19 protein-coding genes are annotated in these 21945 nt (G+C 59.9%); 6 read left to right on the top strand and 13 right to left on the bottom strand.

The window, feature by feature from the left end; genetic code table 11:
• Nucleotides 1–21 precede the first annotated feature (21 nt).
• From BLR16_RS21050 to BLR16_RS21070, 5 genes are all read right to left on the bottom strand, one after another.
• Complete coding sequence (locus BLR16_RS21050; RefSeq protein ID WP_003372574.1) at nt 22–2715, bottom strand: bifunctional diguanylate cyclase/phosphodiesterase; 2694 nt, start codon at nt 2713–2715, stop codon at nt 22–24.
• Nucleotides 2716–2965: 250 nt separating this feature from the next.
• Nucleotides 2966–4378 carry a multidrug transporter subunit MdtD gene (mdtD, locus tag BLR16_RS21055; protein ID WP_003372572.1) on the bottom strand — a complete coding sequence of 471 codons (1413 nt, stop codon included), beginning with the start codon at nt 4376–4378 and terminating at the stop codon, nt 2966–2968.
• A 9-nt stretch (nt 4379–4387) separates the two neighbouring features.
• Complete coding sequence (locus tag BLR16_RS21060; protein WP_058416048.1) at nt 4388–5713, bottom strand: TldD/PmbA family protein; 1326 nt, start codon at nt 5711–5713, stop codon at nt 4388–4390.
• Nucleotides 5713–7155: a TldD/PmbA family protein gene (locus BLR16_RS21065; RefSeq protein ID WP_003432506.1), complete on the bottom strand. Its 1443-nt coding sequence runs from the start codon at nt 7153–7155 to the stop codon at nt 5713–5715. Before BLR16_RS21065 ends, BLR16_RS21060 begins: the two co-directional genes overlap by 1 nt.
• 123 nt (nt 7156–7278) lie before the next feature.
• The gene (locus tag BLR16_RS21070) at nt 7279–8319 is read right to left on the bottom strand and encodes a threonine aldolase family protein (RefSeq protein WP_003432507.1); all 1041 of its coding nucleotides are present in this window, start codon (nt 8317–8319) and stop codon (nt 7279–7281) included.
• A gap of 99 nt (nt 8320–8418) precedes the next feature.
• On the opposite strand from BLR16_RS21070, the gene BLR16_RS21075 reads away from it, so the two are divergent.
• Nucleotides 8419–9165 carry a TraX family protein gene (locus BLR16_RS21075; RefSeq protein WP_058397144.1) on the top strand — a complete coding sequence of 249 codons (747 nt, stop codon included), beginning with the start codon at nt 8419–8421 and terminating at the stop codon, nt 9163–9165.
• An 871-nt stretch (nt 9166–10036) separates the two neighbouring features.
• On the opposite strand, the gene BLR16_RS21090 is transcribed toward BLR16_RS21075, so the two are convergent.
• Together BLR16_RS21090 and BLR16_RS21095 are read right to left on the bottom strand one after the other, a co-directional pair.
• A complete protein-coding gene (locus tag BLR16_RS21090) occupies nt 10037–11233 on the bottom strand; it encodes a class I SAM-dependent rRNA methyltransferase (RefSeq protein WP_003372549.1) in 1197 nt (398 codons plus the stop codon).
• Nucleotides 11234–11318: 85 nt separating this feature from the next.
• On the bottom strand, nt 11319–11858 hold the full coding sequence (locus tag BLR16_RS21095) for a type 1 glutamine amidotransferase domain-containing protein (protein WP_003372548.1): 540 nt from the start codon (nt 11856–11858) through the stop codon (nt 11319–11321).
• Between the two features lie 238 nt (nt 11859–12096).
• Here BLR16_RS21095 and BLR16_RS21100 point away from each other — a divergent pair, with 238 nt between their 5' ends.
• From BLR16_RS21100 to BLR16_RS21110, 3 genes are all read left to right on the top strand, one after another.
• The gene (locus BLR16_RS21100; RefSeq protein ID WP_170846043.1) at nt 12097–12909 is read left to right on the top strand and encodes an HDOD domain-containing protein; all 813 of its coding nucleotides are present in this window, start codon (nt 12097–12099) and stop codon (nt 12907–12909) included.
• A 45-nt stretch (nt 12910–12954) separates the two neighbouring features.
• Nucleotides 12955–13767: a bifunctional DNA-formamidopyrimidine glycosylase/DNA-(apurinic or apyrimidinic site) lyase gene (gene mutM / locus BLR16_RS21105; protein WP_003372546.1), complete on the top strand. Its 813-nt coding sequence runs from the start codon at nt 12955–12957 to the stop codon at nt 13765–13767.
• Between the two features lie 97 nt (nt 13768–13864).
• The gene (locus BLR16_RS21110) at nt 13865–14203 is read left to right on the top strand and encodes a hypothetical protein (protein WP_003372544.1); all 339 of its coding nucleotides are present in this window, start codon (nt 13865–13867) and stop codon (nt 14201–14203) included.
• Nucleotides 14204–14211: 8 nt separating this feature from the next.
• Here BLR16_RS21110 and BLR16_RS21115 read toward each other — a convergent pair whose 3' ends face one another.
• Both BLR16_RS21115 and coaD read right to left on the bottom strand, forming a co-directional pair.
• On the bottom strand, nt 14212–14463 hold the full coding sequence (locus BLR16_RS21115) for a YfhL family 4Fe-4S dicluster ferredoxin (RefSeq protein ID WP_054081730.1): 252 nt from the start codon (nt 14461–14463) through the stop codon (nt 14212–14214).
• Nucleotides 14464–14561: 98 nt separating this feature from the next.
• Nucleotides 14562–15041 (bottom strand): pantetheine-phosphate adenylyltransferase, encoded by a 480-nt coding sequence (gene coaD / locus BLR16_RS21120; RefSeq protein WP_003348749.1) that lies wholly within the window; start codon nt 15039–15041, stop codon nt 14562–14564.
• A 367-nt stretch (nt 15042–15408) separates the two neighbouring features.
• Here coaD and BLR16_RS21125 point away from each other — a divergent pair, with 367 nt between their 5' ends.
• Both BLR16_RS21125 and BLR16_RS21130 read left to right on the top strand, forming a co-directional pair.
• Nucleotides 15409–16071, top strand: coding sequence for a TetR/AcrR family transcriptional regulator (locus BLR16_RS21125; RefSeq protein ID WP_003432509.1), 663 nt, complete (start codon nt 15409–15411; stop codon nt 16069–16071).
• 54 nt (nt 16072–16125) lie between these two features.
• Nucleotides 16126–16983 carry a sulfurtransferase gene (locus BLR16_RS21130; RefSeq protein WP_003432512.1) on the top strand — a complete coding sequence of 286 codons (858 nt, stop codon included), beginning with the start codon at nt 16126–16128 and terminating at the stop codon, nt 16981–16983.
• 7 nt (nt 16984–16990) lie between these two features.
• Here BLR16_RS21130 and BLR16_RS21135 read toward each other — a convergent pair whose 3' ends face one another.
• The 4 genes from BLR16_RS21135 to BLR16_RS21150 all read right to left on the bottom strand — a co-directional run bounded on the left by BLR16_RS21135 (nt 16991) and on the right by BLR16_RS21150 (nt 21739).
• Nucleotides 16991–18025, bottom strand: coding sequence for a hydrolase (locus tag BLR16_RS21135; protein WP_074807453.1), 1035 nt, complete (start codon nt 18023–18025; stop codon nt 16991–16993).
• Between the two features lie 284 nt (nt 18026–18309).
• Nucleotides 18310–18900: a 16S rRNA (guanine(966)-N(2))-methyltransferase RsmD gene (gene rsmD, locus BLR16_RS21140; RefSeq protein ID WP_044309109.1), complete on the bottom strand. Its 591-nt coding sequence runs from the start codon at nt 18898–18900 to the stop codon at nt 18310–18312.
• Nucleotides 18900–20390 (bottom strand): M16 family metallopeptidase, encoded by a 1491-nt coding sequence (locus BLR16_RS21145; protein WP_054081729.1) that lies wholly within the window; start codon nt 20388–20390, stop codon nt 18900–18902. The genes rsmD and BLR16_RS21145 overlap by 1 nt, the downstream gene beginning before the upstream one ends.
• Nucleotides 20387–21739, bottom strand: a complete 1353-nt coding sequence (locus BLR16_RS21150; RefSeq protein WP_003372526.1) for a M16 family metallopeptidase — start codon at nt 21737–21739, stop codon at nt 20387–20389. Before BLR16_RS21150 ends, BLR16_RS21145 begins: the two co-directional genes overlap by 4 nt.
• Nucleotides 21740–21945 lie beyond the last annotated feature (206 nt).

The following is a 21945-nucleotide window of genomic DNA, read 5'->3' on the forward strand; positions in this document are numbered from 1 at the left end:
AGCGGGGTGCAGGGAAGGTTGTCAGGCGGATGGGCGACGAGGATAGCGCTTCAGCTTCTCTATCAGCTCTTCGCCGGGGATAGGTCTGTCGAACAGATAGCCCTGGCCGACATCGCAGCGATGGCGCCGCAGAAAGGCCAGCTGAGCCGCGGTTTCAATGCCTTCGGCAACCACTTTGAGCTTGAGGTTGTGAGCCATCGCGATGACCGCCGAGGTGATTTCCATGTCGTCTTCATCATCCGGAATATCGCGGATGAAGCTGCGATCGATCTTGATCACATCGATGGGGAATTTCTTCAGGTAACTGAACGACGAGTAACCGGTCCCGAAGTCATCCATGGCCAGTGACAGGCCGAGTTTCTTCAGCGAGTCCAGTTGCTGGCGGGTGTCTTCTGTCGCTTCCAGCAACAGGCCCTCGGTCAGCTCCAGTTCCAGCAGGGAGGGGTCAAGCTCTTCTTCTTTGAGGATGGCGGCAATCGATGACACCAGTTCCGGGTCGGAAAACTGCTTGGGGGATACATTGATGGCTACCTGCAGGTTACCGAACCCCGCAGCGGTCAGGTCCTTGCTCATGCGGCAGGACTGACGCGCGACCCATTTGCCGATGGGGATGATCAGACCGGTCTCTTCGGCCACGCTGATGAACTGGTCCGGTCGGATCATGCCTTTTTCAGGATGATTCCAACGCAACAGCGCCTCCATGCCCAGCAGACGACCCGTCAGCAGGCACAGCTTGGGCTGATAGAACACCTCGAGCTCGTTCTGGGTCAGGGCGCGGCGCAGGTTGTTTTCCACGAACAGCTTGTAACTGGCCTCGGCATTCAATGCTTCGGTAAACACCTGAACCTGATGTTTGCCGTTGGCTTTGGCCTTGTGCAGGGCCAGGCCTGCGTTTTTCATCAGGGTCTGCGGGTCACGACCGTGCAGCGGTGCGCAGGCAAGACCCACCGAGCCGGTGACGCTGATCAGCTGATTGTCGACGAACATCGGCTTGTCCAGCGTGGCCAGCACTTGTGTGGCGGTGGCCTGTCCGGCTTCCTGATCGGTGTTGTCGATCAGTACGGCAAATTCGTTACTGGCAAAGCGCGCCAATACATCGGACGGGCTCAAGGTGTTGCGCAGGCGCCGCGCCAGGCTGATCAACAGTTTGTCACCGGTCTGGTGGCCGAGGCTGTCGTTGATGCGCTTGAAGTTATCGATGTCGACCAGCAACAGGCTCATCGGCGTATCGGTGTCGCGGGCAAAGCGTTCGTCCAGATTGCGGATAAAGGCCGGACGGTTGCCCAGATTGGTGAGGTTGTCGGTGTACGCCAGGCGCTCGATGCGCTGCTGGGCCAGCTTGCTCTGGGTGATGTCTTCGTAGATGCCGATATAGTGCGTCAGCTCACGATTGTCGCCATACACCTTGGAAATCGACAGCTGGCCCCAGTAGGGTTCGAGGTTCTTGCGCCGGCTTTTGAACTCGCCCTGCCAGCTGTTGCTGTTGGTCAGGCTGGAGTTGGCTTCCAGCAGCAACTGGTTGAGGTTTTCCAGTGCGGGCAATTCCGACAACTTGTGCCCGGAGACTTCCTCCGAGCTGTACTGGGTGATCGCCGTGAAACTCGGGTTTACGTACTCGACCACGCCATTGCAGTTGACCAGCAGAAAGGCGTTGGCGCTTTGTTCGACCGCGCGCTGGAACAGGTGCAGCGCGTTGGTCGCAGCCCGCCGGTTATGGTTGTTGATGACCTGCGCAAACTGGTCAGCCAGTTCGCCGGCGAAGGCGATCTCATCGGACTGCCACTCGCGTGTCGTGCCGGACTCTTCCAGACACAGCACGCCGATCACCTGCCCGTCGATACGAATACTGGCATCGAGCACCGCTCTGGTTTCTCCAGGATTCAGGCTTTTGGCCATTTCGCAGGTGCGTGGGTCAGTCTGGATATTGCTGGCGTCGATCGCCCGGCTGGTATTCAGCGCTTGCAGGTAAGTAGGGTAGGGGCTGATATCCACCGGCGTGCGAGACTGGTAGTCGCCAGTTTCACGGCTGTAGTCGGTGATTGGCTCAAGGCGTTTGTCGTTGAGGTTCCAGATACTGACATGGTCGACATCGTAAATATCACAAGCACTTTTGGTGATCAGCTCTGCCGCTTCGAGCAAGGTATTGGCCGTGGTGTAGCGGTGTCGGGTCAGGCGCAGGATCAGGTCCTGCTGGGCGCGCACGCGTTCCAGGTGGGCAAACTGGTCGCGCTGGGCGCGCTGGTTGAGTTCCAGGGCAATCTGCAGTCGCAGGTTGCGGGTTTCCAGATCGGAGTCCGTGACCGGTTCGCCAGTCGTGACAAGGTCTTCGACGATCAGAAAGTAACCACGTAACAGATGCCGGTTGTGCTGTTTGTACGCTTCGCCGATTTCCAGCAGGCCAAGGGGGCCTTTGGGGCTGTGAAGGGTGTAGCGGATCAGGTAATTCGGGGAAGAGGCCAGTTGCAGCTGGATGTCATCGTGCAGTTGATAACGTGCTTCCGGCTCCATGAGGCTGGCATAAGGGGATCCAATCAAGGCGCAAAGGTCAACAGCTGCCAGCCCGAACTGCCTTTCGCAATTCGGATCGAGAAACAATAGCGCCCAATTGGCTTCATTCAGCCGCTCGAAACGCAGCATGCCCAGGCGCGAAGGCACTGGCAATTGCGTCACTACCTCGGCTGCGGATCTACCGGCAGCATCGGTTTGGCTTTTCATGAACAAACTCGCTTCCGGAATACTAGTCGCGACGGGGATAAACCCCACTTTCGCGTATGGCAAGGTTGCATCATGCGGCCCATGCTTACAAGAGACCACAGTGGCTTAGTGCTATAAAAGTGTCGGCCGGTTGTCCAGGTTCTTCAATGTATCTGGTCGGATACTCAAATTCGTTGTTTTTTCGGGTAAAACCCCTGTTTTCCAGGGGAATTCGCTTTGCAGATTTGCTCCAGTTACGGGCTGTTGTCAATCAGGCTTTTGCCATCCTGGGCTCCTTTGCCGGCAATTGCAGGAAAATACCTGCCGCAAACATGGCCAGCACCCCGACACTCAGGAATGTCAGCTGAAATGCCCCCAGCATGCTGCTGACCTCGCCGGTGGTAACTTCTTCGCTGAACCCCCCGAGCAAGGCTGCTGCGCTTGCCACGCCAAGACTCAGCGACAGCTGTGCCACCACCGAAAGCAGGCTGTTGCCACTCGCTGCACTGGCATCGTCCAGATCGATCAAGGTGACCGTATTCATGGCCGTGAATTGCAAGGAGTTGACGGCGCCGAGCAGTCCCAGATGGACCAGTAACACCCAGTATGGGGTTTGCACATCCACCAACGCCAGGCTGGCCAGGAGGATACCCAGCAGCAGTGTGTTGCCGGTCAGAATCATGCGGTAGCCCAGCCGCTCGATCAGCCAGCGGGCGATGGTCTTGGCGAACATGCCAGCGGCCGCCAGCGGCAACATGCTCATGCCTGCCTGAGACGGCGAATACCCCAGCGCCACCTGCAGCAGCAACGGCACCAGAAACGGCAGGGCACCGCTGCCCAGGCGGGCGAACAGGTTGCCCATGATGCCGACCGCAAACGTCCGGGTACGGAACAGTGAAGGGGCAAACAATGGCGATTCGATGTGCCCGGCACGCAGCCAATACGCTGCCAGACAGCCCATTCCGGCAAACAGCAACAGCACCACGCGCATGTGCGGCAGGTGCAACTCGCCCAGGCCCTCCAGGGCAATGGTGATCAATACCATCGCCGCGCCAAACAGGATGAAACCGACGCCGTCAAACCGTGTTCGACCGCCTCCCGGAAGATCAGGAATGAAGTGTTTGACGGCGTAGCAACCGAGGATGCCGACCGGAATGTTGATCAGGAAAATCCAGTGCCAGCTCAGGTACTCGACCATCCAGCCGCCAAGCGTCGGGCCCAGCAACGGACCCAAAAGGCCCGGCACGGTAATAAAGCCCATGATCCGCACCAGCTCCGATCGCGGATAGGCGCGCAATACGATCAGGCGCCCGATAGGCAGCATCAGCGCGCCCCCCAGCCCCTGAATCACCCGGGCGGCTACCAGCACGTTCAGTGACCAGGACAGCGCGCACAGCAATGATCCGAAACTGAACAGCAGGATGGCGCTGAAGAAGATGCGCTTGATCCCGAACCGGTCGGCGATCCAGCCCGAAGCCGGGATCAGCAGCGCAATGGTCAGCATGTAGGCGATGACCACCGACTGCATACGCAGCGGGTCTTCCGCCAGTGAACGGGCCATGGACGGCAAGGCGGTGTTGAGAATCGTGCCGTCCAGGCTTTGCATGAAGAATGCGATGGCGATGACCCAGGGCATCCAGCGCAGGGTCTTTTCGTCCATGATCGGCGCTGCTGAGTTCGGCATAGGCTCCTGCTATAGCGTGAGGGTGAGTCGGCTGATCAATGCGCCCGGCAACTGGATTGAACCGGTCTGGCGCTGACTGTAGGTGCTCGATTGGAGAATCAGTTCCCTTTCTTTGGTCAAGTCCTCCAGTGCGCTGCCCAGCAGGCTGTAGGCGCTGTCATCGAAGCGCATGGTGCTCACCGGCGCGACGATCTTGCCCTCTTCGACCCAGAACGTCGCGAAGCGTGTCATTCCGGTAAGGCGCGCAGCGGCGCGGTCGGAGAAGTTCAGGTACCAGAGGTTACTGATGTAAAGCCCGGTGCCGAGCTTGGCGAGGATCTGATCCAGCTCCAGTGAACCGCCGGCAATGCTCAACGCGCTTGGGCCTTCGCCATAATCCGCGCCGTTGGCAGGCAGGTCGTATTCGGCAGCGCTGCTCGAATCCACCAGCCGATCGCGGGCTTGCCCGTCGACGATCAGTTTCAGGTCCTTGCGCGGGTAGCCTTCCCGTGAAAACGCTGGTGAAAGCGAACCGCTGACTTTTTCGTCGAAGTTGACCAACGGGCTGAAAGGCGTCTCGCCGTCATACAGCCTTTGCAACGGGCTGCGTTTACTGGCCAGTGACTGCGCGGAAAATCCGCCCCAGGTGAGCATGCCGATGACTTCGTCCAGAGCCGCTGGCGCCAGGTACGCGCGGTATTGTCCGGGCTTGAGCGCATGCAGCGGGCGGCCGAGAAATTCGAGCTGTTCGCGGGCTTGCTGAAAACGCTGCGCGAAGGCTTCGTCGCTCCAGTCGTGACCCGCGTAGTTGGCTTTCACTGCCTGACCGTTTTCGTGAAACAGGCTCCAGTCGAAATTGAAGCTGTTGGCCTGGTGCCAGCCCTGCGCCCCCCACGAACTGGCGAAGCCGCGGTACAGCGGGCCTGCCGCATAGAAACCTACCAGGTCCAGATCGCCTGCCAGTTCGCTGATCTGCTCGACGACCCGGGCGCTGTCCGGCAGCGGCAAATCTTGAACGTTACTGCTTTGCCAGGCATTGGTGTTCGGCAACAGATAGGGATCCTTGGCCAGCGACGGCAGTGTTTCGCGCAGTTGTTGCAGGGCGTCGACAAGGCGCTGCTGGTCGGTCTCGGCGTCGCCGGACAAGGTCAGTTCCAGATTGGCATGCCGGCCGTCATCAATCAGTTTGAACGTTGCAATGACCTGCTGGACGCTCCCGGCCTGTCGAACCTGGCCGTGGTTGAACCGAATGAAGTCAGACGCCTCGGCGTCGTAGGCCAGAGTGAAGTGTTCCGTTGGGCTGATGGCAGCCTTGAGCACGGCGACCAGCGCCTCGAACTGCTGTTGGTGCGACATCAGGCATCTCCTCCAAACACATCGACATTGGCAAACACACACGCCGGAGAGGCATGGCCTACACGGATCACCTGGTTGGGTTCGCCCTTGCCGCAGTTCGGCGTGCCCAGCACTTTGAACGTGCTGGCATCACCCACTGCGCTGAGGTTTTTCCAGAATTGCGCGGAGATCGCCCGGTAATTGGGGTTCTTCACCACGCCCTTGAGCTCGCCGTTCTCGATCAACTGGCCCCATTCGCAGCCGAACTGGAATTTGTTGCGTGCGTCATCGATGGACCAGGAGCGATTGCTCGACATCAGGATGCCGTGCTCGATGTTACCGACCAGACTGTCCAGCGACTGGTCACCCGGTTCGATATTCAGGTTGGCCATGCGGTCGATGGGGGCACGGTTCCAGCTGGAGGCGCGGCTGTTGGCGACGCCTGCCAGGCCGCTGCGGTATTGCGACAGGGCACCGCCGAGCGGGCGCTGCAGCAGGCCGTCACGAATCAGGAACTGCTTGCTGGCTGACGTGCCATCGTCATCATGCGCGTAGCTGGCCAGTTGCTCGGGAATCTCCGGGTCGAAAGTCACGTTCAGCAGGCTGGAACCGTATTGCAGGGTGCCGAAGTCAGTCGTTTTGACGAAACTGGTGCCTGCGTAATTGCGCTCGTCACCGAGAATCCGGTCCAGCTCCAGAGGATGGCCGATGGACTCGTGAATCTGCAGGACCATCTGATCGGGCATCAGCAGCAGGTCGCGTGGGCCTGATGGCGTGTTGGGGGCGAGGATCAACTGCAACGCTTCGTCGGCGACGTTGGCGGCAGACCCGATCAGGCCACAACTGCTCAGCACTTCGATGCCACCTTGCTGGCCGAAGTTATGCCCGCCCAGGGTGCGCGTCTGGCTGTCGCGACCGTCGTAGGCCGTCACGCTCATGCCCGGAAACACAAAGCGCTGCGCCTGACGCAATTGCGCGCCCGCGCTGTTGAGGTAGATTTGCTCGACGGTTTCCAGGTCCAGTATGGCCTGCCAGTTGACCAGGCGTTCGTCTGCCGGGACCGCGCTGGACTCGGCCATCAGCAGGCCGATGCAATCGCTCAGCGGTGGAAAGGCTTGATCCATGTTTGGCGACAGGTAGTCAGCCTTTGCGCTCGAGACCGCTTGATCGCTCAGGTCCAGCAGCGCATGCGGTGCCAGACGGCGCGCCAGCGTTTCGGCCTGCTGCAAGGCAGCCTGTAAACCCTTCAGGGAGATGTCGTTGGTAGCGGCGTAGGCTTCAACGCCATTCAGGCGCACGGTCAGCATGGCGCCCTCGTCGCTGATCAGTGACGGCGGCTCGGCCACATTCTTGCGCACGCACAGGCGTTGGCCGGTGCGGTGCACGTAACGTACGGAAAAGAATTGCGCTTCACTCTGCAGGGCAGCGAAATGCTGCTTGAGCCGGGCGGAGAAATCGAACATGCAGACAAGCTCCTTCTTGAGGGCGGTCGGTAAAGTCCGGACGGCCTTGTGGGCCGTTTGCCGTAGAGAAGGAGATTACCCCGTCGCTCGCCTGACTGCACCTGCAAGCTTGATCCAGACGCTTCAGCCCTGCATCACCAGCTTGATATCGGCGGCCAGTTCACGCACGCGCTCTTCTTCGGTGTCCCACGAGCACATGAAACGTGCGCCGCCGTTGCCGATGAAGGTGTAGAAACGCCAGCCACGAGCGGTCAGTGCAGCAATGGCCGGCTCCGACAGTTGCAGGAACACGCCATTGGCCTGCACCGGGAACATCAGCTCCACGCCAGGAATGTCCTTGACCAGTTCGGCGAGCAGTTGCGCGCAGCGGTTGGCATGGCGGGCGTGTTTGAGCCAGGCGTCGTTTTCCAGCAGGCCGACCCACGGTGCAGACAGGAAACGCATCTTCGATGCCAGTTGCCCGGCCTGCTTGCAGCGATAATCGAAGTCTTCAGCCAGATCATGGTCGAAAAACAGAATGGCTTCGCCCACCGCCATACCGTTTTTGGTGCCGCCGAAGCACAACACGTCAACGCCAGACTTCCAGGTCAGTTCAGCCGGGGACGCCTCCAGAAAGGCGCAGGCATTGGAGAAACGGGCACCGTCCATGTGCAGATGCAGGCCCAGTTCCTTGCAGGTCGCGCTGATCGCCTTGAGTTCTTCCGGCTGATAGACGCCACCTACCTCGGTGGCCTGGGTCAGGGTCACGACGCGCGGCTTGGGGTAGTGAATGTCCTGACGCTTGAGCGCCACTTCACGAATCGATTCCGGGGTCAGCTTGCCGCCCGCGCTGCGGGCTGTCAGCAGTTTGGAGCCGTTGGAGAAAAACTCCGGCGCACCGCATTCATCGGTTTCGACGTGAGCCGTTTCCGAACAGATGACACTGTGGTAACTCTGGCACAGCGATGACAGCGCCAGCGAGTTGGCCGCCGTGCCGTTGAAGGCGAAAAATACTTCGCAGTCGGTTTCGAACAGTCGGCGGAAATCATCCGAAGCGCGTGCAGTCCATTGATCGTCACCATAAGCGCGTTGATGGCCCTTGTTCGCCTGCTCCATGGCCGCCCAGGCTTCAGGGCAGATACCGGAATAGTTGTCGCTGGCGAACTGTTGGCTTTGGTCTGTCATGGCCGATTCCTTATGGGCGATTATGGTGCGCACTGTAGCGACAATATAAGGTTCGGTCATGTGTTGGCTGCATGACGCAATTCCTCATTCAGGAGCAATATGGATCTTTCCAACCCGCCTTTTCTGCCCGGACGCAACAAGGCGCTGGACCTGCTCAAGTGGCTGGCGATGTTGAGTATGGTGCTTGACCACCTTCGCTATGTGGGCTGGTCAGTCGATTTTCTATACGTGCCGGGGCGTTTTGCCTTTCCCTGGTTCTGCCTGGCAATCGCTGTGAATCTTTCCCGGCGCAGCGCAGCCATCGTGGCCCCGCGGGTGCAATGGCGTTATCTGGGCTGGCTGCTGGTGTTTGCCGGGCTGGCGGAGATCCCGTATCGGCTGTTCATGGCTGACGCCACAGTGCTGAATGTAATGCCGACGCTGCTACTGGGGCTGGTGATCGCTCAGGGCTGGCAGCATCGCAATCCGACGACCCGAGTGATGGCCCTTGTCGCACTGCTGCTGACGGCGATCTTCCAGAAATACCTGATGTTTGGCTTTGCCGGTGTATTGCTGCCGCTGGTCTTTGTGCTGGTGCTGGAAAGAAGGCTTTGGTATGCGATATTTCCGGCGGTCTTTTGTCTGGCGGGTAATGCCTGGTCGCAGATGTTTGCCGGTGCGAGTTGGGGCGATCCGATTTCCATCGGTTCGATACTCACCTGCGTGTTGGCGCCTGTACTGGGCATCGCGCTGCTGCGGGCGAAACCTGGGTTCGCAGTGATCCCGATGCGGCGCTGGGCCTATGCGATCTACCCGCTGCACTTTCTGCTGTTGCTGGGCGTGCGAATGGTGGTGGGCAGGGTTTGATCGGGAGTATGCAGTTATCCCACACACTTCTCGTTCCTCACGCTCCGCGTGGGAATGCAGTTCGTGACGCTCTGCGTCACACGGCGGTTTTTCTTTCGTTAGGTAGATTGGGGTTCGGCTCAGCTCACCTTTTCGCCCCTCGGCGACTCACTTTGAGGGACCAAAGTGAGCAAAGTCCTTCGCTCCTGTTTCCGGCCCGACTTCGTCGGGTTCCTTCGCCCTGTCACTGATCCGGGGGTCGCCGCAACGGGCCATCCATGGCCCGGTGCGGCTAGCCTGGCGTCCTGCCAGGCTACCCCCGGATCAGCGCCAGGACTCAGCCGTCACTTACGTCGCACTCTGCGTCGTCAGTGCCATCGCGGTTGAAAAGCGCTTCAGAGCAATTTGGCTAAAGGCACGGCCCGGAGTCTGATGACTATCGTTCCTCACGCTCCGCGTGGGAATGCAGTTCGTGACGCTCTGCGTCACACGGCGGTTTTTCTTTGTTAGGTAGATTGATGTTCGGCTCAAGTCACCTTTTCGCCTCTCGGCGACCTACTTTGATGGGGCCAAAGTAGGCAAATTCCGCAGCTCCGTTTCCGGCCCGACTTCGTCGGGTTCCTTCGCCCTGCCACTGATCCGGGGGTCGCCGCACCGGGCCATCCATGGCCCGGTGCGGCTAGCCTGGCGTCCTGCCAGGCTACCCCCGGATCAGCGCCAGGACTCAGCCGTCACTTACGTCGCACTCTGCGTCGTCAAGTGCCACTGTGATAAAAAAGCGCTTCTTTATAGCGGCGCTGAGCGTCCGGAACGGCATGCCAACGCAGAGCATCGGCACGATAGTCAGGAACAGCGAGCTCTTGTAGGCGCGACGAGGCCGGGCGCTTTGGTATCAGCTGTTGGGCAGCAGCCGGCAGGTGATGCTCTTGATGTAGCGCGTTTCGGCAATGGCCGGGTGTACCGGATGGTCCGGGCCCTGGCCGCCGCGCTCGAGCAGCTGGATGTTGCGGTCCAGATGGCGGGCGCTGGTCAGGAGGATGTTCTGCAGGTCGTCTTCCGGCAGGTGCATCGAGCACGACGCGCTGACCAGAATGCCGTCCTTGCTGAGCAGGCGCATGGCTTGCTCGTTCAGGCGGCGGTAGGCGCCTTCACCGTTTTTCATGTCTTTCTTGCGTTTGATGAATGCAGGCGGGTCGGCGACGATTACGTCGAAACGCTCTTCTGCGGCTTTCAGTTCCTTGAGCGCTTCGAAAACATCGCCTTCGATGCAGGTCATCTTTTCGGCAAAACCGTTCAGGGCTGCGTTGCGCTCCACGCCATCGAGGGCGAAGGACGACGCGTCGACGCAGGTGACGTCGCTGGCACCGAAAGCCGCTGCCTGAATGCCCCAGCCGCCGATGTAGCTGTACAGGTCGAGCACACGCTTGCCTTTGACATAAGGGGCGATGCGCGCGCGGTTCATGCGGTGGTCATAGAACCAGCCGGTTTTTTGCCCGGCCATGACCGGTGCTTCGAACTTCACGCCGTTCTCTTCCAGCGCAACCCATTCCGGCACCAGACCGAAAACGGTTTCGACGTAACGATTCAGGCCTTCCGCATCGCGAGCCGCCGAATCGTTCTTGAACAGAATGCCGCTTGGCTTGATGACCTGAACCAGCGCCGCAATGATGTCTTCCTTGTGGTTTTCCATCGTGGCCGAGGCCAGTTGAACGACCAGAATGTCACCAAAACGATCGACTACCAGACCCGGCAGCAGGTCGGAGTCACCGTAGGTCAAACGGTAGAAAGGCTTGTCGAACAGGCGTTCACGCAGCGACAGCGCAACGTTGAGGCGATGGACGAGCAGCGACTTGTCGAGCGGCAGCTTGATGTCGCGGGACAGCAGGCGTGCGCAGATCAGGTTGTTGGGGCTCATGGCGACGATGCCCAGCGGCTTGCCGCCCGCAGCTTCGAGGATGGCCTGATCACCGGCTGCAAAACCATGCAGTGGAGTGGCGGCTACATCGATCTCGTTGCTGTAGACCCACAGATGACCGGCGCGCAAGCGGCGGTCGGCGTTGGCTTTGAGGCGCAAGCTAGGCAGGGACATGACGTCGCTCCTGAAAAAAGAGCGGGATTATAGCGCGTCATCCCGGCGCTGGGCCGGGATGACTGCAATTAACTGACGGAATCTGTCAGGCAGACAGGGCTTCGATCAGTTTGCTGTTGAAGGCGGGGATATCATCGGGCTGGCGGCTGCTGATCAGTTTGCCGTCGGTGACGACTTCCTGATCGACCCATTTTGCGCCCGCGTTGACCAGGTCATCTTTCAGCGTCTTGAAGCTGGTCAGGGTTTTACCCTTTACCAGGCCTGCCGAGATCAACAGCCAGCTGCCATGGCAGATCACCGCCACTGGCTTGCCCGCGGCCTCGATGTCCTTGACGATCTTTTGCGCGTCGCTGTCTATGCGGATGGTGTCGGAGTTCTGTACACCGCCCGGCAGCACCACGCCATGATAGTCACTGGCGTTGGCAGCCTTGAATGTGCCGTCGATCTTGAAGTCATCGGCAGGCTTGTCGTGATTCCAGCCTTTGACCTTGCCCTCTTCAGCGGAAAGGATTTCCACGGTGGCACCTGCTTGCTCCAGCGCTTCTTTCGGACCGGTCAATTCAACCTGTTCGAAACCGTCGGTTACAAGAATTGCTATGCGTTTGCCAGTCAGTGCTTTAGACATGGGATCCTCCAGTGTCGGGCTTAAGAGTAGCGTCTGGCAGGCCTTTTTGAAGCCGCCGTTTACGCCGTTAACACAACGTCCGAAGCTTCGTATAAGGCAAAGTTCCGAGAATATCTTCGTCTCGGGTGATGGACCGTTTCTCCGCAAGGGGTCAGAATCCAGTCATCAAGGTGAGTGAATTCCTATGTCCGAAGAGCTAAGCCCAGAACAGATCCAGCAAGCGTTGCAGGGCATCAGTGTGCCTCCGCAGCCGCAAATCATGGTGGATCTGCAGATGGAGCAATACATGCCCGATCCGGACCTGGGGGCGATTGCGCGATTGATCGCTCAGGATCCCGGGTTGTCCGGGGCGCTGTTGAAGATCGTCAACTCTCCACATTACGGCCTGTCCAACAAGATTGCCTCGATCGACAAGGCGGTAAACCTGCTGGGCAGTCGGACTGTGATCAACCTGATCAACGCACAGTCGATCAGGGGCGAGATGACCGATGAAACCATCGTCGCGCTCAACCGTTTCTGGGATACGGCGCAGGATGTCGCGATGACCAGTCTGACCCTGGCCAAGCGCATTGGCTCGCAGACGGTGGACGAATCCTACGCCCTGGGCCTGTTTCACGACTGCGGCATACCGCTGATGCTCAAGCGTTTTCCCAACTACATGCCGGTGCTGGAAGAGGCCTACGCCAACGCGGGGCCCGATTGCCGCATCGTCGATACCGAAAACAGCGCCTTCGACACCAACCATTCGGTCGTCGGCTATTACACGGCCAAATCCTGGCGTCTGCCTGCACACGTTACCGACGCGATTGCCAATCATCACAACGCATTGGCGATTTTCCTGGACGATACCAGTCGCAATGCCACGCTCAAGAACCTCCTGGCTCCGCTGAAAATGGCCGAGCATATCTGCCAGTCCTATCGGGTGCTGGGCAATCAGGACGAGGATCACGAGTGGGAATGCATCGGTGCGCTGGTGCTGGACTACGTCGGCCTGTCCGAATATGACTTTGAATACCTGAGGGAAAGCATCCGCGAGCTGGGCGCGCGCTAATCCGGCGCCGCCCCGGCCTGTCCTTTCTGCACGACCGAGTTGTCCATGCCTGAATTACCTGAAGTCGAAACCACCCGTCGTGGCATTGCGCCGCATCTTGAAGGTCAGCGCGTCAGTCGCGTGATCGTGCGCGACAGCCGCTTGCGCTGGCCCATTCCCGAGGATCTGGACGTTCGCCTGTCCGGCCAGCGTATCGTGCAGGTGGATCGACGCGCCAAGTACCTGCTGATTCAGGCCGAGGTGGGCACCCTGATCAGTCACCTGGGTATGTCCGGGAATCTGCGTCTGGTCGAAGCCGGGCTTCCGGCGCTCAAACATGAGCACGTCGACATCGAACTGGAGTCCGGGCTGGCCTTGCGTTACACCGACCCGCGTCGTTTTGGCGCGATGCTCTGGAGTCTCGATCCGCACAACCACGAACTGTTGATCCGCCTGGGGCCGGAGCCGCTGACCGATCTTTTCGATGGCGAGCGTCTTTACGAGCGCTCGCGTGGCAAGTCGATCGCGGTCAAGCCGTTCGTCATGGACAACGCCGTTGTGGTCGGGGTGGGCAATATCTATGCGACCGAAGCGCTGTTCGCCGCCGGCATCGACCCGCGCCGCGAAGCGGGCAGTGTGTCCCGCGCGCGTTACCTGAAGCTGGCCATCGAGATCAAACGCATTCTGGCCTACGCTATAGAACGTGGCGGCACCACCCTGCGTGACTTCATCGGCGGTGACGGCAAGCCTGGGTATTTCCAGCAGGAATTGTTTGCGTATGGTCGTGGCGGTCAGCCATGCAAGGTGTGCGGTACGACGCTGCGTGAAGTCAAGCTCGGCCAGCGCGCCAGCGTGTATTGCCCGAAATGTCAGCGCTGAAATACAGATGACAGGGGCTCTGGGCCATTTGCTTAACCCACAGCCCTGTTTATAGTGATGGCACCTTAATTATTTGCGACGCCTGAAGGATCAAGCCATGAGCCCGTTTCGTATTCTCGCTGCCGCGCTGGCGTTGTTCATCGGCCTGCAGGCGCTGCCAGCGGTGGCCGCCGATGTCACCACAGGCAGCGGCGATCCGGTCTACACCATCCAGAACCCACCTGCGTTTGCCATGATCGGTGACCTTCTGATTGCCCGACCCTTGTTGATCGCGGCCACCGTTATCGGTACAGGACTGTTCGTGATCGCTGCGCCTTTTGCGGCGGCAGGCGGCAACCTTGGGGCAACAGGCAAGGCGCTGGTGGTGGATCCGGGCAAGGCAGCCTTCGTGCGTTGTCTGGGTTGCACGGGCGACGGGTACGGCAAGCAGCAGTGAAGGCGTAATCAAGCCCTGCTGGTGATGATCCGGTACTTGTCCATCAACTGCTCTTTGCTCTCGACATGATTCTCATCCAGAGGGATGCAGTCGACCGGGCAAACCTGCTGACATTGAGGCTCGTCGTAGTGACCGACGCATTCGGTGCACAGGTTCGGATTGATCACGTAGATCTCCTCGCCTTGTGAAATCGCCTCGTTTGGGCACTCGGGTTCGCAGACGTCGCAATTGATGCAATCGTCAGTGATGATAAGGGACATGAATTGCTCCTGCCGCAGCCGACGCCGGGGCACATTAAAACCAATGCGGCGAATTGTGCCGCATTAGGCTTCGGGATGCACCTTCACATGCAGCGAGTCTAGCGCTTGAAGCGCTCGGTCAGCGCCTGGGCCACTGCAGGATGAACGAATTTGGTGATATCACCGCCCAACGCGGCGATTTCACGCACTAACGTCGAGGATATGAACGAGTAGCGCTCCGAGGGCGTCAGGAACAGGCTTTCGACGTCCGGTGCCAGCTGGCGATTCATATTGGCCAACTGAAATTCGTATTCGAAGTCCGATACGGCACGAAGTCCGCGCAGAAAGACGTTGGCATTCTGCTCCTTGGCAAAATGCGCCAGCAGGGTCGAAAAACCGACCACTTCCACATTGGGCAAGTGCTTGGTGACTTCGCGGGCCAGCTCGACGCGTTGCTCCAGAGGGAACAGCGGGTTTTTCTTCGGGCTGGCGGCAACCGCAATGACCACTTGGTCGAACAGGCGCGAGGCGCGCTCGACCAAATCTCCATGGCCCTTGGTAATCGGGTCGAAGGTGCCTGGGTACAACACTCGGTTCATCGCGTCGTCCTGGTCGGAGTCCGTTGTGGGACTCGGATGGTATCGCAGCCTTCCCGATGGGCCAAGCTGCGCGGCAGGTATCAAACGTCGTATTGCGCCGATTATCGGCCATGTTTATGTTGAAATCCCTGATTTTGGGGCTATTTAGCGCAGTCACAGCGGCTGGTCGGCCGATGAAAAACTTTGTAAGACGGACACTGATTGACGAGTGGGATGTCATCCGGATTTTCGATCTGTGCGGTCTTGGCCCGGGCGGGTGTGCCTGCGTCGACGTGACACCCTTATCGCCGCGATTCTGCCACCATCGCAGTATCAGCCTGCGCTAAGATTGCCATCACCTGATCAGCAAAGAGTGGCCTGGCCCAGCATGGCACCGCGTACCAAAACCCGTGAACGAATCGTGCAAACCAGTCTGGAACTGTTCAATCAGCAGGGCGAGCGTTGCGTGACCACCAATCACATCGCTGCGCACATGGAAATCTCGCCCGGCAATCTCTATTACCACTTTCCCAACAAGCAGGCGATCATCGCCGAACTGTTCTCCGAGTACGAGATGCTGATCGGCAGTTTCCTGACCCTGCCAGCCGACCGTGCGCCGACCATTGAGGATAAGCGCGATTACTTCCTGGCGATTATCGACGCCATGTGGCGCTACCGTTTTCTGCACCGTGATCTTGAGCACCTGCTGACCTCGGATGAGGAGTTGGCGCGGCGTTATCGGCGTTTTTCGTACCGCTGTCTGATGCAGGCGATGACCATCTACCGGGGATTCATCAAGGCGGGCATCCTGAAAATGGATGAGTCGCAGATCGAGTGGACCAGTCTTAACACCTGGATCGTCCTGACGTCGTGGGTGCGCTTTCTGTGCACCAATCGGGAAAACTCCACGCAGATCAACCAATCGGCTATTCGACGTGGCGTCTATCAGGTACTTATGCTCGAATCTGTTTTTGTCGCGCCTCAGGCTCGCGAAGCGTTCGATGCCCTGTGCAAGACGTTTCACGCGTCACTGCCCGAGGTTCTGATGTGAATTCCGGGACCGACGAGCAGCCAGCTTGTCGGTTCTCTGCCACAGGAGTGTGTCATGTCCATCGCGCAACTGATCAACCCTGAGCAACTGGCTGAACGCCAGAAAACTCCAGGCCTGGTGATTCTCGATTGCCGCTACGCGCTTGAAGATTCCGACTACGGTCAACGCAGTTACGCCCAGGGGCGTATCGAGGGCGCGTCTTTTGCCGATCTGAAGCGCGACCTCAGCGGGCCTGCTATCAAAGGCAAGACCGGACGTCATCCACTGCCCGATCCCGCCGCTTTGCTGCAATGCTTTCAGGCTTGGGGCATCAACGCCGACAGCGATGTTGTGCTGTATGACGATGGGCCGGGAATGTATGCCGCGCGGGCCTGGTGGTTGCTGGCCTGGATGGGCAAGCGCGAAGGCGTCTACCTGCTCGATGGCGGGCTGAAGGCCTGGCACGCTGCGGGGCTGCCGTTGAGCCTGGATGCGCCGAATCGTGAGCCCGGTCATTTCAGCGGCGAGCCGAACATGTCCATGGTGCTCAGCGGCAGTCGCTTGCAGGGTCGTCTGGGGCGCCCGGAAATGACTCTGATCGATGCCCGTGCCGAAGCCCGCTTTCGAGGCGACGTAGAACCTCTGGATCCGGTTGCCGGGCATATTCCCGGTGCGCAGTGTGCAGCCTGTACTGACAACCTCGGTCCCGATGGACGCTTTTTGCCGCCCGAACAGCTCAGGCAGCGTTTCGCTGAAAAGCTGCAGGGCCGCCCGCCGGAGAGTCTGGTCTCCTATTGCGGTTCAGGTGTCACCGCTTGCCACAACCTGTTCGCCCTGTGTCTGGCCGGCTATCCGCTGGCAACGCTGTATGCGGGATCGTGGAGTGAATGGATCACCGATCCTGAACGGGAAATCGCCACGGGCGCCGATTGATTCGTTATCAACTCGTGGGCGAGCCGTCGCGCGCCTGGGCGGCGCATAGCCACAGCGGGATGCGGCGTTCGAGGTAGTAACGCGGATTACGAAGCGAGCCTTCGACGAAGCCGACATGCCCGCCTTTGGTGTGCAGTTCGAATTCGGTGCAGGACGACAGCTCGCTGGGTTCGGGCAGGCTGTGAGGGAATACGAATGGGTCGTCGCTGGACTGGATGATCAGCGTCGGCGTCTGAATCTGGCCCAGGTAGTAGCGGCTGGACGCTCTGCGGTAATAATCCGTGGCATCGGTAAACCCATGCAACGGCGCAGTCACCCGGCCATCGAAGTCCCAGAAGGTGCGCATGTTCTCCAGTGAGCCCAGCGCGGCGAGCTCGGCCAGGCCCTCGCTGATGCCTTCATGCTGGAACCGATGCTGCTTGTCACGGATATAAGCCAGCATTTCGCGCATGAAGTGCCGCTGATAAACCCGCGAGAAGCCTTGGCCGATACGGTTGGCACATTCGTCCAGACGGAACGGCACGGACACCGCCACGGCGCCCCTTAAATCACTGTTGGCGCCGGATTCGCCGAGGTACTTGAGCAATACATTGCCGCCCAGTGAATACCCCACCGCATAAATCGGAGCCAATGGCCGCAGCGAGCGCAAATGAGCGATCACTTCGGCCAGGTCCTCGCTCGCGCCTGAGTGATAACTGCGCGACAGCAAATTGGGTTCTCCCGAGCAACCGCGCCAGTTCAACGCCACACTCGGCCAGCCCTGCGCTGCCATGGCCTTTTGCAGGCCGGCAACATAGGGCGAGTTGGACGACCCGGTCAGGCCGTGCAGTACCAGCACCAAGGGTTTATCGGACTCATCCGGGCCATGCCAGTCCATGTCCAGAAAGTCCCCGTCCTGCAACCACAACCGCTCTCGCGTACGCGCCAGCAGCGTCGGCTTGCGCAGCAGCGGTCCCCAAAGCGTCTGCAAATGCGGATTGCCCATGCCGACGGCCGGGACGAATGGATTGGCATGGGACAGAAAGGTAGGGCGTGTGGACACGTGCTTGCTCAACGATCAGTTCAGGGGCTGAAGCTGTACGTTGCCATTAAGTGGTCCGGGATGTAAGTGGCTTGACGGTGTCGTTGCGTATAGAAGTGCGTTTGGTGACGCTCTGCATCGCAAAAGAGTACGCACAGCGTCCAGAACGGCATGCGACGCGGAGCGTCGCACGATAGTTGTAGTTGCTCCAGGGTGGGAATGCCTTTCATGACGCTCTGCGTCGTCAACAGGACGCGGAACGTTCAGAGCTGCATTCCAAACGCGGAGCATTGGTTCGTGAGCTGTCAGCCCTGGCCCCGCTGCCACAACGCGTAATACACCTGACCAGCCTTTTTCTCGCGGTGCAATCGCCAGCTTCCCGGCAAGCCGGTGGTCGATGGCGGTGTTTCGCTTTCGGTGTAAATCCAGGCGGTGTCGGCCAGCCAGCCGTGGCTTTCCAGCAGGTTGCAGGCTGAAGCCAGCAGGCCCTGATGGAAGGGCGGGTCGAGGAACACCACGTCGAAGGGCGAGGCGGTGGCGGTTTCCAAGTGGCGCAGGGCGTCGGTCTGGGAGACCTGACCGCTGCTGCAGTTCAGCGCATTGAGGTTCTGGCGCAGGCTGGCGATGGCTGCCGCGTTGCTGTCCAGGGCCAGGCCCATGCTGGCGCCACGCGACAAGGCTTCGAAATACAGCGCGCCGCTGCCCGTGAAAACGTCCAGCACCCGGGCACCGGCGATGTAGGGTGCCAGCCAGTTGAACAGGGTTTCGCGCACGCGATCAGGTGTCGGGCGCAGGCCGGGGGCGTCGGGGAAGGTCAGGCGGCGGCTGCCCCATTCTCCGCCGATGATACGAAGCTGACCCAGGCCGTTGTGGCCCTTCGGACGTGGATTGGCCATCAGTGTTCCGGGACCCCTGCAGGTTGGCGGACGGGTTTGTCGGTCGGCGCCGGCAAGGGTTTTTGTTCGACGGTCGGACCCACGGTGACGATGACCATCTTGTCAGCGCTGAGGTGTTTGCTCATTGCCGCTTTCACCTGTTCGACGGTCACGTTCTGCGCGGCGGCCATGTAGTCCTCGAGGTAGGTCAACGGCAGGTTGTAGAAACCGATGGCACCCAACTGGCCCACGATGGCCGAATTGCTGGCTGCAGTCAGCGGGAAGCTGCCGGTCAGTTCGCGCTTCACATCGTCGACTTCTTTCTGGGTCGGACCGTTGGCGAGGAAGTCGCGAACAATGTCCTGCACCAGCTTGAGGGTGTTTTCGCTCATTTCCGCACGCGTCTGCAGGCCGATCATGAACGGCCCCGCCACCTGCATGGCAGTGAAGCCGGAAGACACGCCGTAGGTCAGGCCGCGTTTTTCCCGCACTTCGGTCATCAGTCGGCTGCCGAAGCCGCCACCGCCCAGTACCGAGTTACCCACGGTCAGTGCCGCGTAGTCCGGATCGTTACGGTCGATGCCCAACTGCGCGAGCATCAGGTGCGTCTGGTTGGAGGCAAATTCGATATGCGTGGTGCCTGCCTTGGGCTCGACCGGGTCAGCGACCTTGGCCAGCGCCGGGCCTTTGGGCAACGAGGCAGATACCTGTGCCGCGATGGACTGCGCGTCGTCTCGCGACAGGTCTCCGACCAGAGCAATCACTGCATTGCCCGCTGCATAGCCTTTGGCGTGGAACGCCTTGAGCTGAGCCAGAGTGATGGCGTTGACGCTCTTGGCGTCGCCTTCGCTTGGGTGAGCGTAGGGGTGATCACCGTACAGACGATTGAACAGTTCTTTGCTGGCGATAGCGCCAGGGTTCTGTTTCTGAGTCTCGAAGCTGGCGATCAACTGGTTCTTGATGCGGGCCAGAGAATCGGCAGGGAAGGTGGGCTTGCCCACGACCTCACTGAACAGCTTCAGGGCCGGATCGCGCTTGTCCGCAGCACTCAGGCTGCGCAACGAGACCACCGCCATGTCACGGTAGGACCCGTTGCTGAAGTCGGCGCCCAGGCCTTCGAAGCCTTGGGCGATCGCGTTGACGTCCTTGCCTTTGATGCCCTCGTTGAGCATGGCGTTGGTCAGCAGGGCAATGCCGGGGGATTTCTGGTCCTGGCTGCTACCGGCGGCGAACGTCAGGCGTATGTCGAACATCGGCAATTCGCGGGATTCCACGAACAGCACCCGGGCGCCCTCGGCGGTATTCCAGGTCTGGATGTTCAGGGCGCGACGGGCCGGAGCCTTGCCGTCCAGTTCCTTGAGGGTCTGCAGGTTGCTGCCCAGCGCGGGAGCGGCCTGGCCCTGCTCGGCAGGCGCGTCGTCGGCCAGGGCTGGCAGTGCGACAAAGGCGCCGAGCGAACCGGCCAGGATCAGGCCAAGCAGCGCATGACGTGGAGCATTGCGCGTGATCATTTGGCTTTCTCCTCAGGCAGAACGTGCGCAACGCTGAGGCGCTCACGGGTGAAATAGGTGTTGGCAGCTTTCTGGATGTCTTGCGGGGTCACGCTTTGCAGCGCCTCCAGTTCATTGTCCATCAGCTTCCAGGACAGACCGACGGTTTCCAGCTCTCCGATCATGGTCGCCTGGCTGGTGATCGAGTCGCGCTCGTAGACCACACCGGCAATGACCTGAGCCCGGACACGCTCCAGCTCCTCGGCGGACGGTGCCTTGGTTTTCAGCTCATCGAGCAGGCGCCAGATCCCGGCTTCCACATCGGCCAGGGTTTTCTTCTTCTGCAGGTTGGGTGTGGCGCTGATCATGAACAGGCTGTCGCCGCGAGCGAACGCGTCGTAACGCGACGAGGCACCGGAGACCAACTCTTCGCCACGTTCCAGGCGCGAGGAAATGCGTGCGCTGTAGCCACCGTCGAGCAGCGCTGCGATCAGACGCAGGGCGTTCGCCGAGCGGGGATCTTCAGCGGTTGCGACACTCGGTACGTTGAAACCGTAGATCAGACTCGGCAACTGGGTTTTGACGTGCAGGGTGATCTTGCGCTCGCCTGGCTCGGCCAGTTCCAGTGGTTTTTTCGAAGGCGGTACATCGCGGCGCGGGATCGATCCGAAGAAGCGCTCTGCCAGGGCTTTGACTTCGTCCGGCTGCACATCACCGACGACCACCAGCGTGGCGTTGTTCGGCGCATACCAGGATTCGTACCAGTGGCGCAGTTCTTCGACCTTCATACGCTCCAGGTCCGCCATCCAGCCGATGGTCGGCGTGTGATAGCCGCTGGCAGGGTAGGCCATTGCCTTGAAGCGCTCGAACGCCTTGCCCATTGGCTGGTCGTCAGTACGCAGGCGACGCTCTTCCTTGATGACCTCGATCTCGCGGCTGAATTCGTCGGCGGGCAATTTCAGGGTTGCCATGCGATCGGCTTCCAGCTCCAGCGCGACGTTCAGGCGGTCACGCGCCAGCACCTGGTAATAGGCGGTGTAGTCGTCGCTGGTGAACGCATTCTCTTCAGCGCCCAGATCGCGGAGAATCAGCGAGGACTCGCCCGGCCCGGTTTTGCTGCTGCCTTTGAACATCATGTGTTCAAGTGCGTGGGACAGACCGGTCTGGCCCGGCGTTTCGTAGCTGGAGCCGACCTTGTACCAGATCTGCGATACCACCACAGGAGCGCGGTGGTCTTCGCGAACAATAACCTTCAGGCCATTGTCGAGGGTGAATTCGTGAGTCGGTTGCGGATCAGCAGCCAATGCTGTCAAAGGCAGACAAATTGTGCTGAGCAGCAGGCCTGCGGCGCGGCGGGCAAGAGCATTCATTCGTAGTTTGAACCTGTAGGACGGCCCGCTTGAACTTAGCGTCGGCGGGCGCGGGGGTGTTAGGATACTGATCCGTTTGCTTCAGAGACAGCCTTCACTGGCCGATTGCGAGTGAAACCTGTCTGAAACGCAGGTAAAGGTAGCTGCACACGCGGCCGATGAGTGAACAAGAAGTCCTAAACGCAGTCTGTTTTGCATGTCAGAAT

This window comes from Pseudomonas sp. BS3767 (assembly GCF_900099665.1).
GTDB classification, from domain to species: Bacteria; Pseudomonadota; Gammaproteobacteria; order Pseudomonadales; family Pseudomonadaceae; genus Aquipseudomonas; species Aquipseudomonas cerasi.

Excerpts from the sequence above, each read along its gene's own strand:
- BLR16_RS21050 (WP_003372574.1), bottom strand. The coding sequence starts at position 2,715 with ATGAAAAGCCAAACCGATGCTGCCGGTAGATCCGCAGCCGAGGTAGTG.
- mdtD (WP_003372572.1), bottom strand. The coding sequence starts at position 4,378 with ATGCCGAACTCAGCAGCGCCGATCATGGACGAAAAGACCCTGCGCTGG.
- BLR16_RS21060 (WP_058416048.1), bottom strand. The coding sequence starts at position 5,713 with ATGTCGCACCAACAGCAGTTCGAGGCGCTGGTCGCCGTGCTCAAGGCT.
- BLR16_RS21065 (WP_003432506.1), bottom strand. The coding sequence starts at position 7,155 with ATGTTCGATTTCTCCGCCCGGCTCAAGCAGCATTTCGCTGCCCTGCAG.
- BLR16_RS21070 (WP_003432507.1), bottom strand. The coding sequence starts at position 8,319 with ATGACAGACCAAAGCCAACAGTTCGCCAGCGACAACTATTCCGGTATC.
- BLR16_RS21075 (WP_058397144.1), top strand. The coding sequence starts at position 8,419 with ATGGATCTTTCCAACCCGCCTTTTCTGCCCGGACGCAACAAGGCGCTG.
- BLR16_RS21090 (WP_003372549.1), bottom strand. The coding sequence starts at position 11,233 with ATGTCCCTGCCTAGCTTGCGCCTCAAAGCCAACGCCGACCGCCGCTTG.
- BLR16_RS21095 (WP_003372548.1), bottom strand. The coding sequence starts at position 11,858 with ATGTCTAAAGCACTGACTGGCAAACGCATAGCAATTCTTGTAACCGAC.
- mutM (WP_003372546.1), top strand. The coding sequence starts at position 12,955 with ATGCCTGAATTACCTGAAGTCGAAACCACCCGTCGTGGCATTGCGCCG.
- BLR16_RS21110 (WP_003372544.1), top strand. The coding sequence starts at position 13,865 with ATGAGCCCGTTTCGTATTCTCGCTGCCGCGCTGGCGTTGTTCATCGGC.
- BLR16_RS21115 (WP_054081730.1), bottom strand. The coding sequence starts at position 14,463 with ATGTCCCTTATCATCACTGACGATTGCATCAATTGCGACGTCTGCGAA.
- coaD (WP_003348749.1), bottom strand. The coding sequence starts at position 15,041 with ATGAACCGAGTGTTGTACCCAGGCACCTTCGACCCGATTACCAAGGGC.
- BLR16_RS21125 (WP_003432509.1), top strand. The coding sequence starts at position 15,409 with ATGGCACCGCGTACCAAAACCCGTGAACGAATCGTGCAAACCAGTCTG.
- BLR16_RS21130 (WP_003432512.1), top strand. The coding sequence starts at position 16,126 with ATGTCCATCGCGCAACTGATCAACCCTGAGCAACTGGCTGAACGCCAG.
- rsmD (WP_044309109.1), bottom strand. The coding sequence starts at position 18,900 with ATGGCCAATCCACGTCCGAAGGGCCACAACGGCCTGGGTCAGCTTCGT.
- BLR16_RS21145 (WP_054081729.1), bottom strand. The coding sequence starts at position 20,390 with ATGATCACGCGCAATGCTCCACGTCATGCGCTGCTTGGCCTGATCCTG.
- BLR16_RS21150 (WP_003372526.1), bottom strand. The coding sequence starts at position 21,739 with ATGAATGCTCTTGCCCGCCGCGCCGCAGGCCTGCTGCTCAGCACAATT.